The following is a 24,365-nucleotide window of genomic DNA, read 5'->3' as shown; positions in this document are numbered from 1 at the left end:
CGGTCGCCAGCGCGAGGAGGGGCGCACGGCCATGCTCGTGCGCCCCGAGTGAGAGCGGACTGCTCAGCGGCCGCGACCGCCGCCGCCGCTGAAGCCACCCCCGCCCCCGCGACCGCCTCCGCCGCCCCCGCCGCCCCCGCTGAAGCCACCGCCTCCGCCGCCGAAGCCGCCGCCTCCGCCACCACCGCTGAAGCCGCCGCCTCCGCCGCTGCTGAAGCCGCCACGGCTACCGCCGAAGCCGCTGCCGCCGCTGCTGAAGCCGCCGCCGCTGAAGCCGCCGCTCGAGCCGCCGCTGCTGAAGCCGCCACGGCTACCGCCGCTGAAGCCGCCGCCGCTGTAGCTCGGGCCGGTGCCCCGCGAGCCGCCACCGTCGCCGAACGAGCTGGTCGCGCTGCGCGGCCCGCCGCGCGAGCCCGAGGTCGCCGGTACGTAGGTCGCCTGCGACGACGCGAACCCGCCGCCGCTGCTCGGCCGCGCGGCCCCGGCCGCCATCGTGCCCCGCTCGCCGCCGCCGCTGCCTCCCGGAGGCGCGTAGGTCGGGCGGTAGGTCGCGCTCATGCCACCCGCGGTCCCCGCGGTCTTGGCTCCGCCGGCCGACAGATTACCTGCCCCCGGCGCCATGTAACCGCGACCACCGCCGCTCGCCTCGCCGCCCGGTCGCGCACCGCCCGACACCGGCATGCTCGGGTAGCTGGCGCTCGCGCCCGCGACCGTGCGCGTGCCGCTCGAGGTCCACGCACCCGGCCCCTGAGGCGAATGGGTCGGGCGCGAGCTCGGAGCCGCGAGGTTCGACGGACCCGCCGCCTGACCACCCGGGCCGAGGCCGCCACGCCCGCCCTCGGGCGCCGCCGCGAGCCCACGCGGCCCGCTGGTGCCCGCCCCCAGACCACCGCCCTGCGGAGCGGCGGCCAGGTCGTTCGGCCGACCCGAAGGGCCCAGGCCGCCGTTGTTGCCGTTCGGACGGCCGAGCTTGTCGCCGAAGCCCTGATTGCCCGGCGTCCCGGTCGGGCCGCCCTGCGACGCGTTCATCGTGTGCCGCGTGCCGCCCGTGGGCCCGCCCTGGCTCGGGGTGCTGTGCCGCACCGAGCCCGGATCTTGCGGGTAGTAGTTGTAATAGTACGACGGCGGCATGCCCCACGCGTGGTAGCCCCAGTAGCCCGGACCGCCCCAGTACCAGCCGTTGCCGTAGAAGCCCCAGCCGTACGAATACGGCACCCACGGGTAGTAGTAGTTCCACGCGTACACCAGCGGCGACGGCGGGCCCCAGTAGTACACCCAGTTGTTGTAGTAGGGGCTGTAGTAAACGAAGTTGCCGTTGATGTTGTAGTACCAACGATTGGACCACCACACGCGCGGGTAGGTCTCGATCGCCTCGGGGTACGTGTGCACGTACGTCACGACCTTGACCTGCTGCCCGTCGCTGAGCGTCTCGGTGCCGACCAGCCCCGGCGGGTTCTCGATGTTCGCCTCGGTCTGCACCGCCGGATCGACCGGCGCCTCGCCCGGAATCGCGTAACCGTTGGCCTGCGGCGCGCCCGTCGGCGTGGCGTAGGCCTGGCTCTGCACGTACACCGTCTCGTAGGCCGCCGGAGAGGCCGCTACCGAGCGCGGGATCTCGTCCGGATGAACCACTCCGGCCCCGACGTTCCGCGTGCAACCGCCAGCGAACGAAAGCACGAGCGCCAGTGCGCTCACGGGGCCGATCCAGGGACGCTTGTTCATGACCGTGACTCCACCTCGGCGAAGATGCTGAGGTTGACGCCAAAGCCTAGCGTTTATTGGCAGGCCGGGCCACGAAGGGGCGCCATCGCCGCCCCACGGTCGCGGTAGCGCCGCGCGAAACGTATCGTGCCGACAGCGAGCCGTGTGCGCCGTCACGGGTCCTGCGCCCCCGACCCCGCGTCCTGCTTCCCCTCATCCGCCACCGCACAGCGTTGACGTGGGTGTGGCTCCAAACCTATGCTCGAGGGTGCGCTCATGAGTGCGGAAATTCACGTCCTCAAGTTCCTGACGGGCAAGTACAAGGGCGAAGAGTTTCCCCTCGACGCCGACAAGGACCACTACATCGTCGGCCGCAGCAGCGAATCGGACCTCGTGCTCGCCGACGACGCCGTGAGCCGCAAGCACGCCCGCTTCTTCGCCGAGCGCCAGCGCGTGTGGGTCCGCGATCTCGGCTCGCGCAACGGGGTCCACGTCAACGGCAACCTCATCCAGCGCCACTGCCTCCGCGCCGGCGATCGGATCTCGATCGGCGGCAGCCTCATGAGCGTGGTCGTCGCCAAGCCGAGCCAGGTGGGCGCCGCCCCCCGCGCGGGCGAGAAGAAGCACCGCACGCCGACCACGGTCGACTTCTCCAACCGCTCGATGACCGGCAGCATCGAGGAGATCCCGCTGGTCGACGTGCTGCAGTGGCTGGCGGCGAGCCGCAAGACCGGCACGCTCAACGTCCGCAACCTCGACACCGTGCAGACCGGCCGCGTCTACCTCCGCGACGGCTACGCGTTCTCGGCGACGATCGACAAGAGCGCCGCGGCGCTGCTGCCGGAGAAGGCGCTGATGCGCATGCTGGCGTGGAAGCGCGGCACGTTCGCGCTCGAGAACGCCGCCCCCGAGCAGGCGCCGACGCAGGAGATCCGCAGCGCCATCGAGCACATCCTGATGGAGTCGGCGCGCCAGCAGGACGAGATCCTCCACCTGGCCGAAAAGACACCCGTGCCGACCTACGGCGTCGAGGTGTCGCTGGTCCAGCCGTCGCCCGTCCGCTGGCACACCCTGCCGCCCGAGCAGCTCGACGTCGTGCAAGACCTCGCCGAGGGCCGGACCTGGTCGTTCATCCTCGACTCGTACCCGCAGGACGACCTCGCCCTCACCAGGCTGATCGTCGAGCTGCGCAAGAAGCGAGTCGTCGAGTACTCGTGAGCCCGACGCCGCTCGCCGAAGCGCTCGCGGCCGCCGACGCGCTGCTGCAGGTGCACCCGCTGGCGGCCGTGCGCGTGGTCGCAATGGACGACGACGCGCTGGTGCTCGAGGTCTATCACTGCGAGTGGCCGCCGCCCGCGCTGCCCGCGTTCGGCCGGCTGTGCTTCGTCGAGCCGGTCTACGTGCAGATGCCCATGCGCCTCGAGTGGGGCACGAGGCTGCACCTGTTCAGCGGTTCCGTCGCCGGGCGCCTGCCGTCGCTCCCGACTGCGAGCCCCGACGCTCCCGTGTTCATACTCCGCGCCCACGACGGCAGCGACCCGCCGGCTTTCATCGTCGCCGCGGGCCTGCGCGTCGAACCGACGCGTTAGCGCTTGCGCTGCTCGAGGCTCGTGCGGATGTCTTGCTCGATCCGCCCGATGCACTCCGGCTTGTAGCTGCGGTAAGAGCCGCGGATCGTGCCCTTGTCGTCGACCACGAACGAGAACGGGAAGTTGGGGCTGTCGTACTGCTTGGCCAGGTCTTCGCCGCCAAGCGCCAGCTTGGCGGAGAGCTTCCGCTCCTTGGCGAACTCGAGCACCTTGTCCGGCTCGGTGTCGGTGGCGATGGCGACCAGCACCGCGCCGCTCTTCTTGTAGTGGCGGACGAGGCGGTCGAACTCGGGCAGCTCCTTGAGGCACGGCTTACACCACGTACCCCAGAAGTTGAGCAGCACGACCTTGCCGCGCAGGCTCGCCATGCTGATGTCCTTGCCCTCCGGCGTCTTGAGCGCGAACGGCAGCGCGCCCGTGCCGACGCCGGCGTCGCGCCCGCACGACTCGTCGACCTTGGCGTGCAGCGGCGCCGGCAGGCCGCTCGCGGCCGCGGCCTTGGGCTCGCCGCTCGCGGGCGTCGGCTCGGCGGTCGGCGCCGGCTCGCTGGCCGCCACGGCCTCGCCCGGCGGCTTGTCGGCGGCCGGCGCGGACGTGTCGCTCGCGGGCGCCTCGGGGGTCTCGCTCGCGGGTGCGAGGGCCGACTCAGGCGCGGACGGCTCGGTCTCCGGCGCCGCAGTCGACTCGGGGGCCTCGCTGGCCTCACGCCTGCACCCGGGAGCAGGCGCGAGCAGCGAGATGGCCATCAGGACATGTAGTTTAGGACATTGCTTGAAGGTCATGTTGCTTCGGACTCCAGCGAGCGGCTGATCGCGCGCCACACCTCGCGCAGCTCGTCGGCGCCGGCGCGGTAGGGCAGCAGCAGGCGGATCGTGTGGCCGCCGCAGACGGTGACGAGGACGCCGTGGTCGCGCATCATGCGGTCGCCGACGGCGGCGCCGAGCTGCTCGGCCGGCTTGCCGACCTGCACGCCGATCAGCGCCCCGTGGCCGCGGATCTCCTGGACCCGCGCGCACGGCTCCTCGCGCGCGATCGCCTGCAGCGTCGGCAGCTGCGCCCCCGCGGCGGCGAGCAGGCCGTCGCGCTCGAGGATGTCGATGCTGGCGAGCCCGGCGGCGCAGGCGAGCGGGTTGCCGCCGAAGGTGGTGCCGTGAGTGCCCTTGCCCATCGCCTGCGCCAGGTCACCGCGGGCGAGGCACACGCCGATCGGGAACCCGCCGCCGAGGGCCTTGGCGATCCACATCAAGTCGGGCGCCAGCGCCGGGTCGTCGCCGACGATGTGCGCCCACGCCGACCACGAGCCGGTGCGCCCGAAGCCGCACTGGACCTCGTCGGCGCCGACCAGCGCGCCGTGCTCGCGGCACAAGCCGTGCAGCCCGACCAGGAACTCGCGCGTGGCCGGGTAGACGCCGGCCTCGCCCTGGATCGGCTCGAGGAACACCGCCGCGATCGCGGCGCCGTGCTCGGCGAAGGTCTCGCGCAGCGCGTCGAGGTCGCCGTACGGCAGCCGCAGCACCCGCGCGGTGGCGAACGGCTCGGCCGGCTCGCTCTCGCCGAGGCAGCGCACGTACGGGTGGCGGTAGGCGGTGTTGGCGGTGCAGGCCAGCGCCCCGAGCGAGCGGCCGTGGAAGGCCCGCTCGAACGCGACGATGGTGTTGCGCCCGGTCGCCCGCAGCGCGACCTTGATCGCCGCCTCGGTGGTCTCGGTGCCGGTGGTGGCGATGAACGCCCGCGCGTCGGGCACCGGCATGCGCGCGACGATCTCCGCCGCGAAGCGCCGCTGCGGCTCGGTGCTGAACGAGTTGGCGGCCGCGCTCAGCCGCTGCATCTGCGCCGTCAAGGCCTCGACCCACCGCGGGTGCGCGTGCCCGAGCGGCGCACAACCGACGCCGTTCACCGCGTCGAGGTAGACGCGACCGGCGCTGTCGCGCACGCGCAGCGAGCCGCGCTCGTCGGGCACTGCTTCCTCGAGGACGAGGTCGCGGAGGGCATAGGTCGGCCACCGGAGCTCTTGCATGGGGTGAGTCATGGCAGCCCGGGCGCGCCGGTGCAAGCGCCTCAGAACGTGAGCTCGACGGTGGAGCCGAGCCAGCGCAAAGCGGCCCGCGTCGACACCGGCCGGCGCGCACGCTCGCGGCGCAGGGCGATGCCCAGCGCCAGCGCGGCCACCCCGACCGCGGCCGACACCCCGATCGCCACGTTGGTCGCGTCCTGGAGCGCGAAGAACGTGCGATAGAGCCCCTGCTTCTCGCCCTCCTCGCACAACCCGTCGCACCCGGAGTGGGCGCGGTCGCGGGCCACGAGCACGCGCGAGCCGAGGATCGCCACCGTCACCCCGCCCGCGAGCGCCAGCGACGTCGTGGTCCAGAAGCCCGCCCGCAGCCCCTTGAGGCGCCGCGACTCCTCCGGGACGAACGGCCTCGCGGGCGGCTTGACCGCGTCCGGCGGCCGCACCTCGGGCCGCACGAACCCCGGGAACACGATCGTCACCGTCCCGCCGGCGCGCACGTCGGCGCGCACGTGCTTGCGCTGCCCGGGCGCCTCGCCGACGAACTCGACCTCGAGCGGACCCGGGAGCGTGAGCCGCGGGAACGCGTCCTTGTCGACCGCGTCGCCGTTGATCCGGATCTCGCGGATCGCCTCCGGACTGTCGACCTGAAGCAGCACCTCGCCGAGCCGCTGCCGCAGCTGCTCGCTGCGCTCGAGCGCGGTGACGCGGTGTTGATCCTGCGTCTCGGCGTGCTCGAGGTAGTCGCGGTACGCCTGCAGCGCCGCGACCAGGTCGCTGGCGCGGTCGAGCGACAGCGCCTTGTTGTAAGCGGCGTTGATCGACCACGCCGCCGCGAGCGAGCGGTCGAACGCCTGCGCCGCCTCGGCGTAACGACGCTCGTTGTAGTGCTGCTTGCCCTCGCGGAAGTACACCAGCGCGGCCGCCTGATCGGGCACCGGCGCCGCCACCTCCGGCGAAGCCGGCGCATCGGTCTCGTCCTCCGAAGCGGGCGACGAAGCCGGCGACCCCGCGACCGACTCCCGCGCCGGTGACTCAGCCGCTCCCGACTCCGTGGGAGCGACCGGCTCCTGCGTGCGCGCGACGACCGGCGTCATGGTCAGCTCCGCGGCGCAGAGCACGGCCACGGCTCCGCGCCATCGCGAGCGGCCACGCCTCATCCGCCACCCTTGACGGGGCTGAAGATCGGCTCGTCCTTGAGCTCGCTCTCCTCGCCCTTCTCACTCTTGCTCGCGGGCTTCGCCGGCTCGGTCGCGCCGACGCCCGGGTTCTTCGCGCTCGGCGGCTTCTTCTTCGGGCTCGCCAGCGTGTTCGTCACCGGCGTGATCGCCGGCACCGGCGTCGGCGCCTCGGGCTGCAGCTCGACGATGAAGTTCTGGTTGTCCATGGGGATCAGGCTGCGCTTGCTCGGCTTGTAGCCCTCGTGCGTCACGGTCAGCTGCAGCTGCACCTGATCGTCGTAAGGCACCACCAGGCGCAGCGGCGTCACCTGCCCCTCGATCTGCGGCGCCAGCGCGGCGAGCACCGACTCGGGGCCCTTGTCGATCGTCACGGTCGCCCCGACCGGGTCCGTCTGGAAGAACCACACCACGGTCGCCGGACGCGGCGGCTGGACCTGCGGCTGCGGCACCGTCGGCGCCGGCGCGCTCGACGGCTCGGGCTGCGGCGGACTTTGGCGCGGCAACAAGAACAGCAGCAGCACCGCCGCCACGCCCGCGCCCACCAGCGGCAGCGACAGCCACAGCAGCCACGGCCGCCGCGTCGGCACGACCGCCAGCCGATCTGTCGGCGAGGACATGTCGTCCGGGACAGGTACGGCCCCGCGCGTCTCGGCCAGCACGCGCGTCTGGGTCTGCTCGTCGCCCGCGGCGACGGGCGGCGGCGACAGCTCGGCGGCCGGCAGCGGCGCCGAGCCGATGTGTGCCGGCCGCCCCCGCAGCTCCCCGCGCGAGGCGCCGCGGATCGCCGCCATGCGGTACTTCGCCTGCTCCGCGAAGTGGTGCCGCATGATCGCCCCCAGCGCCCGCCGCGGCTCGCTGGTGTCGCCGCACTCGCGCAGCAGCGCGCGGATGTCGGCCAGCATCGCCTCGGCGCTCGCGTAGCGCTCCTCGGGCGTCGGCGCCAGCGCGCGCTGCAGCAGCGCCTCGACCCCGGACGGCAGGTCGGGCCGGAACTCGCGCAGCGGCGGCACTTCGCAGCGCATCACGTTCTCGAGCGTCTCGGCGTCGCCTTCGCCGGCGAACAGCCGCCGCCCCGTCAGCATCTCCCAGAAGATCACGCCGAGCGCGAACAGGTCGGTGCCGGCCGACAGCGGCTTGCCGCGGGCCTGCTCGGGCGCCATGTACGCCAGCTTGCCGCGCAGATGGCCGGTGTGGTTGCTGTTGCGCAGGCCGGTCGCCTTGACCAGGCCGAAGTCGACGATCTTCGTCCAGCCGTCGAAGTTGACCATCAGGTTCTGCGGCGACATGTCGCGGTGGACGAGCCCGTAGGGCCGGCCATCGGGGTCGCGCAGGCCATGGACCGCGACCAGGCCCTCGCACGCGTCGGCGAGGACTTGCAGGGCCACCGCCAGCGGCAGCCGCTCGTCGGCGGGACGCAGCTGGCGCAGCAGCGCCGACAGCGTCTCGCCGTCGATGTACTCGAGGACCATGAAGTAAAAGCCGGAGTCCTCGCCGAGGTCGAGGATGCCGGCCACGTGCGGGCTGTGGATCCGCGCCGCGATCTTGGCCTCGTCGAGGAACATCCCGACGAACTCGGGCTCCGCGGCGAGGTGCTGATGAATCACCTTGATGGCGACCACACGCTCGAAACCTGCGGAGCCCGTGGCGCGTCCGAGGTACACGGTGGCCATGCCGCCGTGCCCCAGCCGCTGCACGACCTCGTAGCGGCCGATGCGCTGCAGCGCGTGCAGCGAACCGTCGCCGGGTGGCGGCGACGCGACGTCGGCGTTGCCGCGCGGCAACACTTTCGTCTCGGGTTCGAGCTCCATGGTGCGGACCGACGAGGGCACGGTGCGAACACCCCCGAACAGGGCGATGGTGGCACGATACGTCAATCCCCGGGTGTGATCACGTCCGCGGTCCGGAGCCCTCGCTCCCCGCCGCCGCAGTGAACGGTGAGTCCGACGAAGCCCGCATTCCACGCAACCCGTAGGTCACCTCGACGTTCGCCGACGACTTCGTTCCTGAGCCCGCGTACGTGCCCGTCGGCGACGTGTCTTCGGAGGCTACCGATGAAGCGTGAACCTCCGCAGCTGCGGAAGGTCAGAATTCGCACCTGTTCATGGGGGCGATTTTTCTGTATTTCACATCACGGTACCCGGCGTTTGGCCGTGGACACAATCCGAACAAGCCCCTTGCTGCGGGGCTTGTGGCTAGGTTAAAATAGCTGAGGAGATCTCCGAGATCTCTCCGATTACAGAAAATATCTGTGATCCACCATGCTCGAACTCGACTGATCCACCAATGAGATCGAGCCTCACGGAGATCCGGTTCTGCTAGCAATATCCCATACTTGACTGTCATGATAGCGGTCTCTACCAGGTTGCGCCCCTCGCGCATCCTAGGGCAGTGTGGAATGGCCCTTGCGTGCGGACAGCGCTTGACGTAGAGGCTGGAGAGCAGGAGCCACCAGGCGAAGGGAGGACAGCATGGCGAAGCGACAGACCCGCAGGAGCATCTCGGTCAAGGGCATCACCTATCAGCGGCTCAAGGACTATTGCGAGTCCACCGGCCTCAGCGTCAGCGGGTATCTCGAAGAGATTATTGCGGAAAAATTGGATGCGGCCGGCGTGCCCGTACCCACCGTCGTCAAGCCCCGCCCCACGGCAAAGCTGATCGAGAACGAGGACATCGTCTCGCAGCACTTCACTTTTTAGCGCTGCGCCGTCGTCGCCGACCCTTCGCCCCTGCTCGAGCGCGCGCGACGACTCCCTTCGCGCGGCGCCGCGCTCGCCGCCTCCCGACACGCGGTCGCGACATCTTCGCGTAGCTCCAGCGAGCGGCCTCAGCGGGCCTGTCGGTCGGCGGATCGAGGCGGTAGTCTCGCCGGCGAATGACGAAGAAGTACCTGCGGGCCGCCCGTACGCGGTTCTCCCGGCGACGCGCGCTGCAGACGATCGCCGCGCTCGTCGGCGGCACTGCGTTCGGCTGCGGTGACGACGGCAGCGGGCCCAGCGGCGCCAGCGACGGCGGTTCGACCGATCCGTCGAGCGGCACCACGACCACCGGCGGCGGCACGTCGAGCACCACCGGCGTGCCGACCACGTCGGACGGCAGCGACAGCGACACCGGCAGCACCGGCTCGAGCACGACCGGCGACGACACCACCACGACGACCGGCGACAGCACCGGCGAGTCGACCACCGAGTCGCCGGTCAGCGAGTGCGCCAAGAGCGATCTCAGCCCCGAGTTGCTGCTCGCGGGCATCGAGCACGTCGTCGTGCTGGTGATGGAGAACCGCTCCTTCGATCACTACTTCGGCTCGCTCGATTTCCTCGAGGGTCGCGTGGTGGACGGCCTGAACGGCGACGAGTGGAACCCGAGCATCGGCCTCGGCGACGTCACCGTCTTCAAGCTCGACGAGTTCCAGCCGCAAGATCCGCCGCACGAGTGGGACGAGTGCCACACTCAGTTCAACCTCGGCGACTGCAACGGCTTCGTGTTCGAGAACGAGAAGAAGAACCCGGGCTACGGCGAGCAGGTCATGGGTTACCACGTGCGTGAGCAGATCCCCGTGCTCTACGCGCTGGCCGACAACTTCGCCCTGTGCGACCGGTGGTTCTGCTCGGTCATGGGCCCGACCTGGCCGAACCGCTACTACGTCCACGCCTGCAGCTCCGACGGCGGCAAGAGCAACTTCCCCTCGCCGTTCTTGCAGACCCTGTGGCACGCCTGCGACGACGCCGGCGTGACCAGCCGGATCTACTTCACCGACGTCCCGTGGGTCGCGGGCGCCTTCCCGCTGGTGCCGACGGTGTGGGGCAAGCTGGCCGACGGCATCGACGGCTTCAGCCTCGACGCGCTGACGAACCCCAACGACCTCGACCGCTTCTTCGCCGACGCGGCCGCCGGCGCGCTGCCCAACTTCACCGTCATCGACCCCGGCTTCACCTCCAACGACGACCACCCCGACCACGACATCCAGCTCGGGCAGATCTTGATCGGCTCGATCTACAAGGCCCTCGCCGAGGGTCCGGGCTGGGAGAACACCCTCTTCATCATCACCTACGACGAGCACGGCGGCTTCTACGACCACGTCGCGCCGCCGACCACCATCGACGACGAGCCCGAGTTCACCCAGCTGGGCTTCCGCGTGCCCTCGCTCGTCATCGGCCCGCGCGTGCGCAAGGGCTGCGTCGTCAGCACCCAGTTCGAGCACTGCTCGATCGGCGCCACCCTCATGCGTCGCTTCGGCATCGCCGCCCTCAACGACCGCATGATGACCGCCAACGACGTCTCGTCGTGCATCAACCCCGAGTACCTGAGCGACCCTCAGCCGGGCCCGCCGATCCCGCTCGTCGACGTCTCGATCGACCAGATCACCGCCCGAGTCGGCCGCACGACCAGCCAGCACGAGCTGTTCGACCGCCTCGGCGTCCAGCTCGACGAGAACTTCCGCGCCAGGCAGGTCGCCGCCACCCTCCGGCTGCTCAAGCACGCCGAGCGCCTCGGCGTCGCCCGCCTCCGCGCCTGACCCTCGGGACAGCTTCATGAACTGTCCCCGGGGACAGCTCAGAGCTCGCGCCAGCCGCCGCGCCTTCGCATCTCGAACGCGCCGAAGCGGACGTCGAGCACCAGCTCGGCCGCCAGGTACGGGTACCAGGCCTGCATCGTCACGCCGACGCGGCGGGTGCCGAAGCGCAGGTGCAGCCCGCCGCCGAGGCGGTCGCGGACCACGAAGGCCGTGCCGTTCTCGAGGTCCTCTCCTGTGAGCAGCGCCTGCGCCTCGCGCCCGCGAGCCCAGCCGATGTCGAAGCCGCCGGTCAGCCACGCCTGCGACAGGCTCACGCTGGCCATCAGGTACTGGGCCCGGCGCTGGAACTCGATCGTCATCGGATCGCCGTCGTCGCGCGTCGGCGGGTACAGCACCTGCTGATAGAACGCCCCGACCTCGAGCAGGCGCCCGCGCCAGAACGCCACCGCCGCCTTCGGCGACCAGTTCGGCCGCACCTGTCCCGGAAGCCAGTGTGCCGTCGCCCCGAGCGTCACGTGGTCGAACAGCCCGAGCTGCAGCTCGACGCGATAGATCTCGGGCAGCCCCAGCGCCACACCGACCCCGATCACGCCGTGATCGAGGTAGCGGACCGAGCGCGCCACCGGACGAGTGAGGTACCGCCGCAGCCTCTCGCGAGTCGACGGCCGCGGCGGGGTCTCGCTCGCGGGAGTTTGCGGAACCTCAAGTCGCTGCAGCGTCGACTTCGGCGGAGCGACGGACACGGTGCCGAGCGCCGGCGCCGGCTCCGGCGTGGACGGCGGAGCGGGCGAGGCGAGCAGCGTCGAGGCCGCGATGACGATCGAGAGCAGCAACCTCCGTGATTGAAGCGCAAACCGTGAGGATGCTCAACCTTTCGCGGTCTGCACCCCTCCCGCATACTTCGAGCAACGAGCCCACGTATGACCAAGAAGCCACTCTCTCGCGCCATTCACATCGTCGCGGCCAAGCGCACGCCCTTCGGCACCTTCGGCGGCGCGCTGAAGGACTTCACCGCGACCGACCTCGCCGTGGTCGCCGCCAAGGCCGCGCTGCAGGCCGGCGGGGTCAGCCCCGAGGTCGTCGACACCGTGGTGTTCGGCAACGTCGCCCAGACCTCGGCGGACGCGATCTACCTCGCGCGCCACGTCGGCCTCAAGAGCGGCGTCCCGATCCCCGTCCCGGCGCTCACCGTCAACCGCCTGTGCGGTTCGGGCTTCCAGGCGGTCGTCAGCGGCGTCCACGACATCCTCGCCGGCGACGCCGAGATCGCGCTCGTCGGCGGCTCGGAGAGCATGAGCCAGGCCCCGCACGTCGGTCGCGGCCTGCGCTGGGGCGCCCGGCTCGGCGTCGACCTCAAGCTCGAGGACAGCCTGTGGACCTCGCTGACCGACCCATACGCCGGCTGCTCGATGGCGATCACCGCCGAGAACCTGGCCGAGAAGTACGGCATCAGCCGCGCCGAGTGCGACGCCTACGGCCTGCGCTCGCAGCAGGGCTGGGCCGCCGCGCAGGACGCCGGCCGCTTCGCCGCCGAGCTCGCGCCGATCGAGATCAAGTCGAAGAAGGGCTCGACCCAGTTCGCAGTCGACGAGCACCCGCGCCGCGACGCCAACCTCGACAACATGGCCAAGCTGCCCGCCTCCTTCAAGAAGGACGGCGTCGTCACCGCCGGCAACGCCTCCGGCATTTGTGACGGCGGCGCCGCGCTCGTGCTCGCCAGCGAGGAGGCCGTCAAGCGCCACAACCTCACCTCGCTCGCGCGCATCGTCCAGTGGCACGTCGCCGGCGTCGAGCCGACGATCATGGGCATCGGCCCGGTCCCCGCGATCCGCGGCGCCCTCGCCCGGGCCGGCCTCGCCCAGAGCGACGTCGACCTGTTCGAGATCAACGAGGCCTTCGCCGCCCAGTACCTCGCCTGCGAGAAGGAGCTCGGCCTCGACCGCGAGAAGACCAACGTCGACGGCGGCGCCATCGCCCTCGGCCACCCGCTCGGCGCCTCGGGCGCTCGCATCACCGCGCACCTCGTCCACGAGCTCCGCCGCCGCTCCGGCCGCTACGCCGTCGGCGCCGCCTGCATCGGCGGCGGCCAGGGCATCGCCCTCGTGCTCGAGCACAGCTGAGTCATCTGTCGCAAGGGCCATGTCCCTTGCGACATGCTCCGAAGAGCATGCACCGAAGGCCCTGTCCGTGAGGACAGGGCCTTTCGTTCGTCCGCGCTCCATCGCACGAACCCCGCTTCGCGCCCATGTAGGAGCCGAAGCGACTCCGCCGGCGCGCGTGAAAACGCGAGCAGCGAACGGAGCAGCCTCGCCCGCAGCGGGCCCAACAGCGCCGAAACGGCGCTAGACGGCCAGATAGACCTGCACGCCGACGAGCACGCCGAGGCCGAGCAGGATCAGCAGCGGCAGTCGGGTCTCGAGGCCCGAGCGATCGTCGACGTCGCCGAGCGGCCGCACGTGCAGGGGGCCGGTGCGGACATGGCGACGCGCGACGAACACGTCGACCACCTCGCGACCGGGCTCGGCGGACGTCGCCATGCGACGCACTGCCCTACCCGCCGTATCGCCCGCTAGCTGCACCCTTCTGTGATGCCCCCGATCGGCCGGCGCCGCAAGTTCGCGGCACGACCGCCGGTCTGTGCGTCAGCGATCGGGCGGCCCGCTCGCCTTATCGGCCGGACGGCTGACCCAGCGCGTCAATCGCGTGCCGGATCGCCGCCGCCAGGTCCGTCGCCCGCGCGTGGACCTCTTCCTGGGTCGAACCCACGAGCGCGCCGATCATCGCCGCGCCGGCCGCTCCCGCCCGTGCGCACCGCAGCGCCTCCTCGGCTCCGAGGCCGCCGATCGCTACCACCGGGTGCGGGCTGATCGCGCACACCTGCTCCAGCTCCTCGAAGCCGACAGCGGGCTCCTGCGCGAGTTTGGAGCGGGTCCGCAGGATCGGGCCGAAGCCGATGTAGTCGACGTCGAGGCTCGCCGCGTGCAGGACCTGGGCCCGCGTGTGCGTCGACAGCCCGATCAAGAAGCCCGGCGGCGCGGCGCGACGCAGCTCCGACAGCCACTCGGACCACGGCCGGTCACCTGTCCGCTCCGCCATGTCCTCTTGACCCAAGTGGACCCCGTCGGCCGCCGCCATCGCCGCCTCGACGTCGTCGTCGACGATCAGCAGAGCACCCGCCGCGCGGACCATGGGCGCCAGCTCACGCACCAGCCGCTCGCGCTCCGCCGCGTCGGCCTGCTTGGCCCGCAGCTGCACGATCGCGGGAGCTTTCTCCGGACCGATCTCCATGACCCCGAGCAGCCCGGCCAGCGCCGCCGCCGGCTCGAGCCCACCCGCGTGCGGCAGGTCGAGGATCGCGTACAGCCCTCGCCACGCCGGAACTCGCGCCCGCATCTCGTCGGCTTAGCACCTCGCGTCGGCCGTGCACAAGCCCGCGACGTCCTGCCGCCTCGACTCCCGACCGGTCGTACTCTTGAACCGAGGCACCATGACCGACCTCCTCGCCGCCCGCGCCCAGATGGCGATGTCGCTGGCCTTTCACATCCTGTTCGCCATCGTCGGCATGGCGATGCCGCTCCTGATGGTGATCGCCGAGCGGCTCCACCAGCGCACCGGTGAGCCCATCTATCGCGAGCTGGCCGAGCGGTGGTCGAAGGGCACCGCGATCATGTTCGCCGTCGGCGCCGTCTCGGGCACCGTCCTGTCCTTCGAGCTCGGCCTCTTGTGGCCGCAGTTCATGGCCTTCGCCGGCCCGATCGTCGGCATGCCCTTCTCGCTCGAGGGCTTCGCCTTCTTCCTCGAGGCGATCTTCCTCGGCATCTTTCTCTACGGTCGCGACCGCGTCTCGCCGCGCGTGCACCTGCTGTCCGGCGTCATGGTCTTGCTCGCCGGCACCGCCAGCGCCGCCTTCGTCCTGTGCGCCAACGCCTGGATGAACACCCCGACCGGCTTCACCGGCAGCCCCGCCGGCGGCGTCACCGGCGTCGACCCGTTCGCCGCCATGTGGAACCCCGCCGCCTTCAGCGAGGTGCTGCACATGACCTGCGCCGCCTTCGCCAGCGTCGGCTTCGCGGTCGCGGGCATCCACGCCGCCATGCTGCTGCGCGGCGTCAGGCGCGAGCTCCACCGCCCGGCCCTGAAGATCGCCCTCGTCGTCGGCGCCGCGTTCGCCCTGCTCCAGCCGATCACCGGCGACGTCGCCGCCAAGCACGTCGCCGAGCACCAGCCGATCAAGCTCGCGGCGATGGAGGGCCACTGGAACACCGAGCGCGGCGCGCCCTTCCGGATCTTCGGCTGGCCCGACGAGCAGGCCGAGGAGACCCGCTGGTCCCTTGAAATCCCCTACCTCCTCAGCTTCCTCGCCCACGGCGACCCGCACGCCGAGGTCGTCGGCCTCAAGGAATTCCCCCGCGACGAACGGCCGCCCGTCGCAGTCGTCCACGTCGCCTTCCAGATCATGGTCGGCTGCGGCCTCGCCATGATCGCAGTCGCCGGCCTCGGCGCCGCGTTCGCCGTCCGCCGCCGCGAGCTGCCCGACTGGTACCTGCGCCTCCTCGTCGTCAGCGCCCCGCTCGGGGTCATCGCCATCGAGGCCGGCTGGACAGTCACCGAGGTCGGCCGCCAGCCGTGGATCGTCCAGGGCATCCTGCGCACCGCCGACGCCGTCACGCCCACGCCTCACCTCGTCATCCCGTTCCTCGCCTTCACCGGCCTCTACGTCCTCCTCGGCGTCACGGTGATCGTCCTGCTGCGCCGCGTCGTGTTCGCCGCCGACCGCAATCAATCTGTCCCTGCGGACATCCCCGAACAGCTCCCCCCGGAGGCGCCGCGATGACCCTCTCGCAGCCGCATCCTCGGACTCGCATCCGCGAGCACTGTTCGAAACCTGCCCCTCAAGACATGCCCCATCGGCCATCCACGGAGGTCGCATGACACCCGAGCTGATGATCGCCGGCGTGATGCTCGTCGCCCTCGTGCTCTACACCCTCACGGGCGGCGCCGACTTCGGCGGCGGCGTGTGGCAGCTCCTCGCCTGGGGTCCGCGCAAGGCCGCTCAGCGGCGGCTCGTCGACGACTCTATCAAACCGATCTGGGAGGCCAACCATGTGTGGCTGATCCTCCTGATCGTCCTCCTCTTCGTCTGCTTCCCCACCGCCTTCGCCGCGGTCTGCACCGCCCTGCACCTCCCGCTCGCGCTGATGTTGGTCGGCATCGTCCTGCGCGGCTCGGCCTTCGTGTTCGCCCACTACGACCCGCTCCACGGCCGCGGCGCCCTGCGCTGGGGCGGCGTGTTCGCGGTCGCCAGCCTGCTCACCCCGATCACTCTCGGCGTCGTCCTCGGCGCGCTCGGCACTGGCTTCGACGTCGACCCTGCGACCGGCCTCGTCGACACCGACTTCCTGTCCGAGTGGCTCGCCCCGTACCCGCTCGCCGTCGGCCTGTTCACTCTGGCGCTGTTCGCCTTCCTCGCCGCCGTCTACCTCGTGCGCGAGGCCGGCGATCCGGACCTGCGCGCCGACTTCCGCGCCCGCGCGCTCGGCTCGGCGGTCGTCGTCGGCGTCACCGCGCTGGTGGCCTACCTCGTCGCGCCGCCCGTGATCCGACATGACCTTTCGGCCAGCCCGTGGGCCACCCCGCTGCACCTCGCCACCGGCCTCGCCGCCGTGGTCGCGATCTACGCCCTGGGGGCCCGCCGCGACCTCCTCGCGCGCGTGAGCGCGATGGCGCAGGTGACGCTGATCGTCGTCGGCTGGGCCGTCGCGCAGTACCCCTACCTCGCCTATCCCGGCTACACGATCGCGGGCACTGCCGCGCCGGCCTCGGTGTTGACGCCGATCCTCGTCGCCCTCGCCATCGGCGGCCTGGTGCTGTTCCCCTCGCTGGGCTACCTGTTCGTCGTGTTCAAGCGTCGACCGGGCGCGTGAGCTTCGTGCGTCACGCGCGGACTCGCGCTGGCGTGCGCGGCTGCTACTCTTCGCCCCCATGGCCCGCAGCCGTGCCCGCAGTAAAGAACCAGTCCCCGTCAACGAGCCCGGCATCGAGTGGGACCTCGCCAGCGCGGTCAAGCCGACGATCGTCGCCGACCGGCCGTTTCGCCTCGTCACCCAGTTCCAGCCCGCGGGCGGCCAGCCCGACGCGATCCGGCAGCTCGTCGACGGCGTCCAGCGCGGCGACAAGTACCAGCACCTGCTCGGCATCACCGGCTCGGGCAAGACCTTCACGATCGCCAACGTGATCGCCCAGGTCCAGCGGCCGACGCTGATCCTCGCCCACAACAAGACGCTCGCGGCCCAGCTGTACGGCGAGTTCAAGGCGCTGTTCCCCGACAACGCCGTCGAGTACTTCGTCTCGTACTACGACTACTACCAGCCCGAGGCCTACCTGCCGTCGACCGACACGTTCATCGAGAAGGACTCGATGATCAACGAACAGATCGATCGCCTGCGCCACGCGGCCACTTACTCGCTGCTCAGCCGGCGCGACGTCATCATCATCGCCAGCGTCTCCTGCATCTACGGCATCGGCGCGGCCGAGGCCTACTACGGCATGGTCGCCACCGTCTCGGTCGGCGAGAGCCTCGACCGCGATCAGCTGCTGCGGCGCCTGATCGAGATGCAGTACGAGCGCAACGACATCGACTTCCACCGCGGCACCTTCCGCGTGCGCGGCGACGTCGTCGAGGTGTTCCCCGCCTACGAGGACGAGAAGGCGATCCGCATCGAGTTCTTCGGCGACGAGGTCGAGGCGATCCGCGAGGTCGACGCCCTCCGCGGGGCGGTGCGCGGCACCATGCAGCGGGTCACGATCTTCCCCGCCAGCCACTACGTCACCCCGGCCTCGCAGCTGCGCAAGGCGATCAACGGCATCAAGCTCGAGCTGCACGACCGCCTCGTCGAGCTGAAGGAGAAGATCCGCCTGGTCGAGGCCCAGCGGCTCGAGCAGCGCACCATGTTCGACCTCGAGATGCTCGAGGAGATGGGCTTCTGCTCCGGCATCGAGAACTACTCGCGTCACCTCACCATGCGCAAGCCCGGCGACCCGCCGCCGACGCTCATCGACTACTTCGCGCCCGACTTCCTGATGGTCGTCGACGAGTCGCACCAGACCATCCCGCAGGTCGGGGCGATGTACAACGGCGACCGCAGCCGCAAGACCACGCTGGTCGAGCACGGCTTCCGCCTGCCCTCGGCGCTCGACAACCGCCCGCTCAAGTTCGACGAGTGGGAGAGCCGGATCCACCAGGCCATCTTCATGAGCGCGACCCCGGCCGAGTACGAGCTGCGCAAGACCGAGGGCGTCGTGGTCGAGCAGATCATCCGCCCGACCGGCCTCCTGGACCCGGAGATCCAGGTGCGCCCGATCGCCGGCCAGGTCGACGAGCTGCTGGCGGAGATCCGGGCTCGCATCGCCAAGAACGAGCGCGTGCTCGTGACGACGCTGACCAAGCGCATGGCCGAGGACCTGACCGAGTACTACAGCGACCTCGGCATCCGCGTCCGCTACCTCCACTCCGACGTCGAGACGCTCGAGCGCGTGGAAATCCTCCGCGGCCTGCGACGCGGCGAGTTCGACGTGCTGGTCGGCATCAACCTCCTGCGCGAGGGCCTCGACCTGCCCGAGGTCAGCCTGGTGGCCATCCTCGACGCCGACAAGGAGGGCTTCCTCCGCGAGTACAAGAGCCTGATCCAGACCTGCGGTCGCGCGGCCCGCAACCTCCACGGCACGGTCATCATGTTCGCCGACCGCATGACCGACAGCATGCGCGCGTGCATCGAGGAGACCACCCGTCGCCGCGAGGTCCAGGCCGTCTACAACAAGGAGCATGGGATCGTCCCGCGCAGCACCCACGCGGCCATCAACCCGCTCGAGGCCGAGGCCAAGCCCGAGGCCACGCCGTCGCGCGGCAAGCAGGCCAAGGCCCCCGTCAACGAGCTGCCGGTCGGCCTCGGCCCGCTGACCGACGGCGAGCTGCTGCCGAGCGAGCTCGACTCGCGGATCGGCGAGCTCAAGGCGCAGATGGTCGAACTCGCCAAGGCGCTCCGCTACGAGGAGGCCGCACGGATCCGCGACCGGATCCGCGTGCTCGAGGCGCGCCGCCTCGAGTTCGAGAGCTGACCTCTCTGCTCCGTTCTCGGGAAAAGCATGGTCGAAGAGACCCACGACATCGCGCACGAACGGCACGCGCGCCGCGCCCCGGCGGCGCTCGCGGCTGCTTTTTAAGACATGTCTGAAGAGACCTACGACATTGCGCGCGAGCAGTACGAGCGCCACTACATGGCGGCACTGGCCCAGCGGATCCGCGCGATTCGCGAGGAGCGTGGGCTGACCCAGCAGTCCGTCGCGCGCGCCGCCGGCATCGCGTCCGACATGGTCTCGCGGCTCGAGAACGGGCACTACACCAGCCCCGGCCTGCGCACGCTGTTGCGGATCGCCGACGGCATGGGCGTGCCGCTGGCCCTGCTCCTGCCGGACCTCCCCGGCCCCACCGCGTCCCCGGAGAGCACGCTGCTCGCCCTGCTCAACTCGGTCGCGCAGCGGGCCCAGCCGCACGAGCTCGAGCTGCTGCTCGACCTCGCCAAGGTCGTCATCGGCCGCGACCGCCCGTGAGGCCGACGACGTCGCGCTAGCCCGACCGCTTCGACCTCGCCAAGGTCGTCCGCGACCGCGACCGCCCATGTGGCCTGGGGCGGCGTCTCGCTAGCCCGAGCCGCTTCGACCTCATCAAGGTCGTCCTCGGCCGCGAGCGCCCGTGAGCCTCGGGCGCTCGACCTCGGGGGTCTCGAGCCTCGCAGAGGCACTCTCCGCCGCGACTTCCGTGAAGAGGGTCGCTCGACCTCGGCGACCTCTTGTTGCGCTCGAGCCTTTTGACCTCCCAAGGCGACCCGAGGCCGTGAGGCCAGGAGCTCGACCTCGTCGACGTATGGAGCCCGAACTGCTCCGACTACGCCAAGGTCGCCCTCGGTCGCTACCGCGAGGCCGGAACCCTCACTGCGGCTCCTCAAGGCATGTCCGGAGGGACACGTTCGAGAAGCGAGTCACCGCACATTCACATGTCTCTCCGGACATGTTCTCGAGGCCTGCTCGCAGCCCCGTCGTGGCTGCGTCTTGAACGCGAACGAGGACGGCGCGCACCGTGCCGGTGCTGCGGCGTCCTCGTGAGCCGGGCGCGACGCTCAGAACTTGAAGCTGACGCCGTTGGCCGTGAAGTTCGGGCGGAAGGCCGTCTTGGCGCGGTTCGGGTCCCAGTTCTCCCAGCGCTTGTAGCGGGCGCGGTAGGTCAGGCCGACGATGAGGAGGACCGCGCCGAGCAGGGCCGCGGCGCCGGTGGCGGGGACCGCGAACGTGTTGTGCTGGCGGTTCTTGCAGGCGAACGAGTTCTCGATCTCGCTCTCGGGACACCGCGTGAGGAAGTACGACGTGATGACGCCGACGAGGCCGGCGCCGAGCAGGACGCCGCCGGAGATCATCAGACCGGTGCCCTTGGCCTTGAACTTGCCGTTGCCGAGCGTCGGCTCGGGCGGGCGCTCGGGGCCCTCGGGGACGATCGTCTCCGGGGTCTCGGACGGCGGCGGCTCCTCGGTCTTCGGCTCCTCGGCTGCGGGCTCCTCGACCGGCACTTCGTCGGGCGGCGCGTCGCTCGTCGGGACCTCGCTGGGTGGCTCGCCCGGCGGCGGCTCGCTCGGGTTGGCGGGCTCGGCCGCGGGCGCGGCGGGGCCGGCGGGGGGAGCGGGGGCCGCAGGAGCGGCGGGAGCCGCGAGGCCGGGCACCGGCACCATGGCCACGGCGAGGACGGTTGCGACGAACGATCGGGAGCGGAGCATGGCCGTCATTGGGGAAGGGCCGGACAGGCTAGCACCGGCGCTGTGCCTGAGTATTGTACGGTTCGTCCGCGCTTCACAAGCCCCAAGCGCCTGCGAGATCGGACCCTTGTGGGACCTCCACAGCCGCCGCAGCGCAAAATCCGCCACGATCCCGGGGGATCTTATGCCGATGCTCGCCGATCTCGATGACCCACCACGCTCACGCACGCGGGACCTGCTGCTCGGTGCCCTCGTCGGCCTGCCCATCGTCGGCCTGATCGCGTGGTTCCTGCTGCCCGGCCTCGCCGGGATGATCCAGGGCAACGCCGTCAGCTACGACCAGCGCCTGCGGGCCGAGGACGCGTACATGCAAACCCTCTGCGCGCAGGCCATGGTCCTCCCCCGCGACGAGGAGCTGTGCGAGTGCGTGCTCGCCATCGAGGTCCCCTCCCTCGACTGCCGCGACCCCTTCCTCGCCTGGAGTCTCGCGCGCCATCACACGAGCTGCGCCGACGTCGCCACCCGCCGCGCCTCGCTGACCTTCTGCTCGTGCGTCGACGCGGTCCAGGAGCGCGTCGACAAGGCGGCCGACCCCCAGGCCGGCCGCGTCGAGGCCCAGCGGGTCGGCAAGTGCCTCGAGCTGCCCGACGCCTTCCCGCTGCCCGAGATCGAGACGCTCATGCCTGGCGCTTGAGACAGGCTGGCCGAGGGCTCGCCGCGCTCGAGAGCCGAGGGACACTCGCACCTCGAGGTTGCGAGCGCGTCAGGTTGCGGGGCGACCACCGACTGGGGCTTCGCAAACCTTGGGGTGGGTCGCCTCGCGGACGTGGGCCATGAGTCTCGCGCCTCATCCCCGAAGGCCTCGTTGCCGTCTGCTGCCGCGGGTGATGCCCGCGCGACTGGCTGCGCTCCTTCGGAGCTCGAAGCCTCGCGCCCGCCTCGAGGTGGATCGACTCGCTAACGTGGGCCCGTGAGTCTCGCGCCCCGTCCGCCGAAGGCCTCGTTGCCGGGTGACTGGCTGCGCTCCTTCCGAGCTCGGAGCCTAACGCCCGCCTTGAGGTGTCGAATTTTGTCGAGTTCGGCGCCCGCTCTCGCGGGTCCTCGTCAAGTGCGGCGGGCTCCCACCCAGCCGTCCGCCTCGCCGGCACTCGAACCGCACCTCGGGACACGTCCCTCAGGACATGTCCCTTCAAACCTGCATCAAATCACCTGTCCCGGGCGCCATGTCGCTTCGGACATAGCGCATCCGCCACACCCGCTGCTGGCGGCGCAGCGTCGTCTGCTCGCGGCGGCTCGCCTCGGCGAACGGATTGCCGCGCCAGAAGCTCCACGGGCCGGCCAGGTTGACGAGCCCCACGCCCGCGAGCTCCGGGTCTTCGACCGTCGCCATGATCTCGAGCGCCACCTCGAACACGTCGCTGGCCACGTGCAGCTCGCCGCCCGGGCGCAGCTGCGCCGCCAGCGACGCCACCAGCGCCGGCTCGATGACGCGGCGCTTCTGGTGGCTCTTCTTCACCCACGGGTCGGGGAACAGCAGGTGGAAGCGGTCGACGCTGGCCGGTTCGAACACGCGGTCGATGTCGACGTTGAGGTTGACGTAGCCGAACAGCAGGTTGGACAGGCCCTCGTCGGCCGCGCGCACGCGGTTTCGGGCCAGGCAGGGCTCGCGGATGTCGAGCCCGACCATCAGCGCATCCGGGCGCGCCGCGGCGCGGGCGAAGCTGAACTCGGCGTCGGCGCAGCCGAGCTCGACCTCGATCGGGCAGTCGGCTGCGAGGCCTGGCGGGCGCGCGACCGGCTGCGCGCGCGCTCGCATGAAGTGCGCGCTCAGCGGGTTGACGTGCTGGCGGATCTTCCGCATCCCCTCACCAGCATGTCCTTACGGACAGGTCCTCAGCTCTTCTTCGCCGCCGGGATCTTGGCCGCGTCGGCGAGGAAGCGGGCCAGACCGACGTCGGTCAGCGGGTGCTTGATCAGCTGGTGGATGACCTTGAACGGCAAGGTCGCCACGTGCGCGCCGATCCGGATCGTCTCGAGCACGTGGAGCGGCGAGCGCACCGACGCGACCAGGACCTCGGTCTTGTAGCCGTAGTTGGCGTACGCCTCGACGATCTGGGCCACCAGCTCCATGCCCTCGTGGCCGATGTCGTCGAGCCGGCCGACGAACGGCGAGATGTACGTCGCCCCGGCCTTGGCCGCCAGCACCGCCTGGATCGGCGAGAAGCACAGCGTCACGTTGGTCTTGATGCCCTCGCCGGTGAGCGTCTTGACCGCGCGCAGGCCGTCCTCGATGAGCGGCACCTTGACGACGATGTTGGGCGCGATCGCGGCGAGGTCGTGGGCCTCGTCCATGATCTCCTTGTACGTCGTCGCCAGCACCTCGCCGCTGACCGGGCCGTCGACGATGCTGCAGATCTCCTGCAACACCGAACGCATGTCGCGCCCCGTCGCCGCCACGAGGGACGGGTTGGTCGTCACGCCGTCGAGGAGGCCCATCGCCGCCGCCTCACGGATCTCCTTCACGTCCGCCGTATCGATGAAGAGCTTCACGGGCGCCCCATAGCACACAGCGGGCCGCGCTTGTATATGCCCCGCGTCCGCACTAGCCTCCGGCCGCCATGCCCCGCCTCGGTGTGATCCTTCAGGACGAGCACGCTCTCCGCGCCGCGCGTCCCGCCCGGCTCGACCCCTCCGATGAGGCCGGCGACGAGGCCGGCGACCCGGTCGAACTCGTCGTGCTGCGCTCGACGCTGCTGAACCCTCCGCGCGCCGCGGCCGCGCGGGCGCTCGCGGAGCAAGTCCGCAGCGTCCATCCGAACGCCGTGGTGGTGCCGTACGTGTGGCACCTCGTCAGCCACGCGGCGAGCGACGGCCTGCGCGAGGCCGGCACGCGCACGCTGCCCGGCGAGGCGCGCCGGTTCGGCCACCTGCAGGACACGCCCGAGGTCCAGAGCGCCTGGGAGGCGAGCCTGCGCTGCGCCAAGGAGATGGGCGCCGACACGGTCATTTTGCGCACGCCGCCGAGCTTCACGCCCGGCTCGGTGAATCAGGCCCGGCTGGCCGCGTTCGTCGAGGCGCGCGCCGCCGAGGGTCTGCACGTGGTGTGGGAGCTCGACGGCCTGTGGGAGCCTGCCGCCACGCTCGCCCTGGCGCGCAAGCTGTCCATCGACACGCTGGTGCCCGCCTTCGAGGGCACCGGCCGGCCGGTCCAGCAGACCTACGAGCACCGCTGGCTGCGCATCGACGCCGCGGGCGCGACCGAACGCCTGCGCGGTGCGCTCGCCGAGAGCCTGGTGTTCGCGCTGGCCAACGCCGACGCGCTGGAGGACACGACCATCCTCTTCAGCGGCGCACGCGCCCACGCCAACCTGCGCTCTTTTGCGCGCGCGCTGGACGCGGCCGAGCTGTAGCGCTGATAGCGCACGCGTGCGGGCCGCTACACTCAGCCGCGTCGCGCTCGGGGGCGCTCGTCGCGCTTCCCTCGCGCACGGGCCGCTCGACGCAGTGCCCTTCGGCGCGCGTGAAGCGCTCATCGTCCTTCGCCCTCGCGCACAGGCCGCCCGACGCAGTGCC

The 24,365-nt window shown here is 71.0% G+C and carries 22 protein-coding genes; 11 read left to right on the top strand and 11 right to left on the bottom strand.

Annotated features, from left to right (window positions below; translation table 11 throughout):
* Positions 1-63: 63 nt before the first annotated feature.
* Positions 64-1,722 carry a hypothetical protein gene (locus OV090_RS23540; protein WP_267706485.1) on the bottom strand — a complete coding sequence of 553 codons (1,659 nt, stop codon included), beginning with the start codon at positions 1,720-1,722 and terminating at the stop codon, positions 64-66.
* A gap of 255 nt (positions 1,723-1,977) precedes the next feature.
* Here OV090_RS23540 and OV090_RS23535 point away from each other — a divergent pair, with 255 nt between their 5' ends.
* Together OV090_RS23535 and OV090_RS23530 are read left to right on the top strand one after the other, a co-directional pair.
* Entirely contained in the window at positions 1,978-2,919 is a 942-nt protein-coding gene (locus OV090_RS23535) for a DUF4388 domain-containing protein (protein ID WP_267706484.1), read from the top strand.
* The gene (locus OV090_RS23530) at positions 2,916-3,290 is read left to right on the top strand and encodes a hypothetical protein (protein ID WP_267706483.1); all 375 of its coding nucleotides are present in this window, start codon (positions 2,916-2,918) and stop codon (positions 3,288-3,290) included. The genes OV090_RS23535 and OV090_RS23530 overlap by 4 nt, the downstream gene beginning before the upstream one ends.
* Here OV090_RS23530 and OV090_RS23525 read toward each other — a convergent pair.
* The 4 genes from OV090_RS23525 to OV090_RS23510 are packed head-to-tail and all read right to left on the bottom strand — an operon-like array spanning position 3,287 to position 8,353.
* The gene (locus OV090_RS23525) at positions 3,287-4,072 is read right to left on the bottom strand and encodes a redoxin domain-containing protein (protein WP_267706481.1); all 786 of its coding nucleotides are present in this window, start codon (positions 4,070-4,072) and stop codon (positions 3,287-3,289) included. The genes OV090_RS23530 and OV090_RS23525 overlap by 4 nt on opposite strands.
* On the bottom strand, positions 4,069-5,307 hold the full coding sequence (locus OV090_RS23520; protein WP_267706479.1) for an aminotransferase class III-fold pyridoxal phosphate-dependent enzyme: 1,239 nt from the start codon (positions 5,305-5,307) through the stop codon (positions 4,069-4,071). The genes OV090_RS23525 and OV090_RS23520 overlap by 4 nt, the downstream gene beginning before the upstream one ends.
* Before the next feature lie 41 nt (positions 5,308-5,348).
* On the bottom strand, positions 5,349-6,395 hold the full coding sequence (locus OV090_RS23515; RefSeq protein WP_267706477.1) for a hypothetical protein: 1,047 nt from the start codon (positions 6,393-6,395) through the stop codon (positions 5,349-5,351).
* Between the two features lie 59 nt (positions 6,396-6,454).
* On the bottom strand, positions 6,455-8,353 hold the full coding sequence (locus tag OV090_RS23510; RefSeq protein ID WP_267706475.1) for a serine/threonine-protein kinase: 1,899 nt from the start codon (positions 8,351-8,353) through the stop codon (positions 6,455-6,457).
* 594 nt (positions 8,354-8,947) lie between these two features.
* On the opposite strand from OV090_RS23510, the gene OV090_RS23505 reads away from it, so the two are divergent.
* Positions 8,948-9,175, top strand: coding sequence for a hypothetical protein (locus OV090_RS23505; protein WP_224197245.1), 228 nt, complete (start codon positions 8,948-8,950; stop codon positions 9,173-9,175).
* Between the two features lie 176 nt (positions 9,176-9,351).
* A complete protein-coding gene (locus tag OV090_RS23500) occupies positions 9,352-10,992 on the top strand; it encodes an alkaline phosphatase family protein (RefSeq protein ID WP_267706473.1) in 1,641 nt (546 codons plus the stop codon).
* Positions 10,993-11,030: 38 nt separating this feature from the next.
* Here OV090_RS23500 and OV090_RS23495 read toward each other — a convergent pair whose 3' ends face one another.
* Positions 11,031-11,615: a hypothetical protein gene (locus tag OV090_RS23495; protein ID WP_267706471.1), complete on the bottom strand. Its 585-nt coding sequence runs from the start codon at positions 11,613-11,615 to the stop codon at positions 11,031-11,033.
* 297 nt (positions 11,616-11,912) lie between these two features.
* Between OV090_RS23495 and OV090_RS23490 the strand changes: the two genes are divergently transcribed.
* Complete coding sequence (locus tag OV090_RS23490; RefSeq protein ID WP_267706469.1) at positions 11,913-13,112, top strand: acetyl-CoA C-acetyltransferase; 1,200 nt, start codon at positions 11,913-11,915, stop codon at positions 13,110-13,112.
* A gap of 222 nt (positions 13,113-13,334) precedes the next feature.
* Here the strand turns inward: OV090_RS23490 and OV090_RS23485 are convergent, their stop codons facing one another.
* Together OV090_RS23485 and OV090_RS23480 are read right to left on the bottom strand one after the other, a co-directional pair.
* Complete coding sequence (locus OV090_RS23485; RefSeq protein WP_267706467.1) at positions 13,335-13,529, bottom strand: hypothetical protein; 195 nt, start codon at positions 13,527-13,529, stop codon at positions 13,335-13,337.
* A 130-nt stretch (positions 13,530-13,659) separates the two neighbouring features.
* Complete coding sequence (locus OV090_RS23480; RefSeq protein WP_267706465.1) at positions 13,660-14,385, bottom strand: thiamine phosphate synthase; 726 nt, start codon at positions 14,383-14,385, stop codon at positions 13,660-13,662.
* Positions 14,386-14,479: 94 nt separating this feature from the next.
* Between OV090_RS23480 and OV090_RS23475 the strand changes: the two genes are divergently transcribed.
* The 4 genes from OV090_RS23475 (at position 14,480) to OV090_RS23460 (ending at position 19,599) form a co-directional block, all read left to right on the top strand.
* Positions 14,480-15,826: a cytochrome ubiquinol oxidase subunit I gene (locus OV090_RS23475; RefSeq protein WP_267706463.1), complete on the top strand. Its 1,347-nt coding sequence runs from the start codon at positions 14,480-14,482 to the stop codon at positions 15,824-15,826.
* A 94-nt stretch (positions 15,827-15,920) separates the two neighbouring features.
* The gene (locus OV090_RS23470; RefSeq protein ID WP_267706461.1) at positions 15,921-16,916 is read left to right on the top strand and encodes a cytochrome d ubiquinol oxidase subunit II; all 996 of its coding nucleotides are present in this window, start codon (positions 15,921-15,923) and stop codon (positions 16,914-16,916) included.
* Positions 16,917-16,974: 58 nt separating this feature from the next.
* A complete protein-coding gene (gene uvrB / locus OV090_RS23465) occupies positions 16,975-19,107 on the top strand; it encodes an excinuclease ABC subunit UvrB (RefSeq protein WP_267706459.1) in 2,133 nt (710 codons plus the stop codon).
* Between the two features lie 108 nt (positions 19,108-19,215).
* Positions 19,216-19,599 carry a helix-turn-helix transcriptional regulator gene (locus tag OV090_RS23460; protein ID WP_267706457.1) on the top strand — a complete coding sequence of 128 codons (384 nt, stop codon included), beginning with the start codon at positions 19,216-19,218 and terminating at the stop codon, positions 19,597-19,599.
* A 566-nt stretch (positions 19,600-20,165) separates the two neighbouring features.
* Here OV090_RS23460 and OV090_RS23455 read toward each other — a convergent pair.
* The gene (locus OV090_RS23455) at positions 20,166-20,813 is read right to left on the bottom strand and encodes a hypothetical protein (protein ID WP_267706455.1); all 648 of its coding nucleotides are present in this window, start codon (positions 20,811-20,813) and stop codon (positions 20,166-20,168) included.
* Positions 20,814-20,982: 169 nt separating this feature from the next.
* Between OV090_RS23455 and OV090_RS23450 the strand changes: the two genes are divergently transcribed.
* Positions 20,983-21,486, top strand: a complete 504-nt coding sequence (locus OV090_RS23450; protein ID WP_267706453.1) for a hypothetical protein — start codon at positions 20,983-20,985, stop codon at positions 21,484-21,486.
* Positions 21,487-21,981: 495 nt separating this feature from the next.
* Here OV090_RS23450 and OV090_RS23445 read toward each other — a convergent pair whose 3' ends face one another.
* Positions 21,982-22,653 carry a hypothetical protein gene (locus OV090_RS23445; RefSeq protein WP_267706451.1) on the bottom strand — a complete coding sequence of 224 codons (672 nt, stop codon included), beginning with the start codon at positions 22,651-22,653 and terminating at the stop codon, positions 21,982-21,984.
* A gap of 32 nt (positions 22,654-22,685) precedes the next feature.
* Positions 22,686-23,342 carry a fructose-6-phosphate aldolase gene (gene fsa, locus OV090_RS23440; RefSeq protein ID WP_267706449.1) on the bottom strand — a complete coding sequence of 219 codons (657 nt, stop codon included), beginning with the start codon at positions 23,340-23,342 and terminating at the stop codon, positions 22,686-22,688.
* A 68-nt stretch (positions 23,343-23,410) separates the two neighbouring features.
* Here fsa and OV090_RS23435 point away from each other — a divergent pair, with 68 nt between their 5' ends.
* Positions 23,411-24,202, top strand: coding sequence for a hypothetical protein (locus OV090_RS23435; protein WP_267706447.1), 792 nt, complete (start codon positions 23,411-23,413; stop codon positions 24,200-24,202).
* Positions 24,203-24,365: the final 163 nt, after the last annotated feature.

This window comes from Nannocystis sp. RBIL2 (assembly GCF_026626745.1).
In the GTDB taxonomy this organism is placed as follows: domain Bacteria; phylum Myxococcota_A; class Polyangia; order Nannocystales; family Nannocystaceae; genus Nannocystis.
The sequence above is the reverse complement of the archived record's forward strand: the minus strand, read 5'-3'. Positions and strand labels throughout refer to the sequence as shown.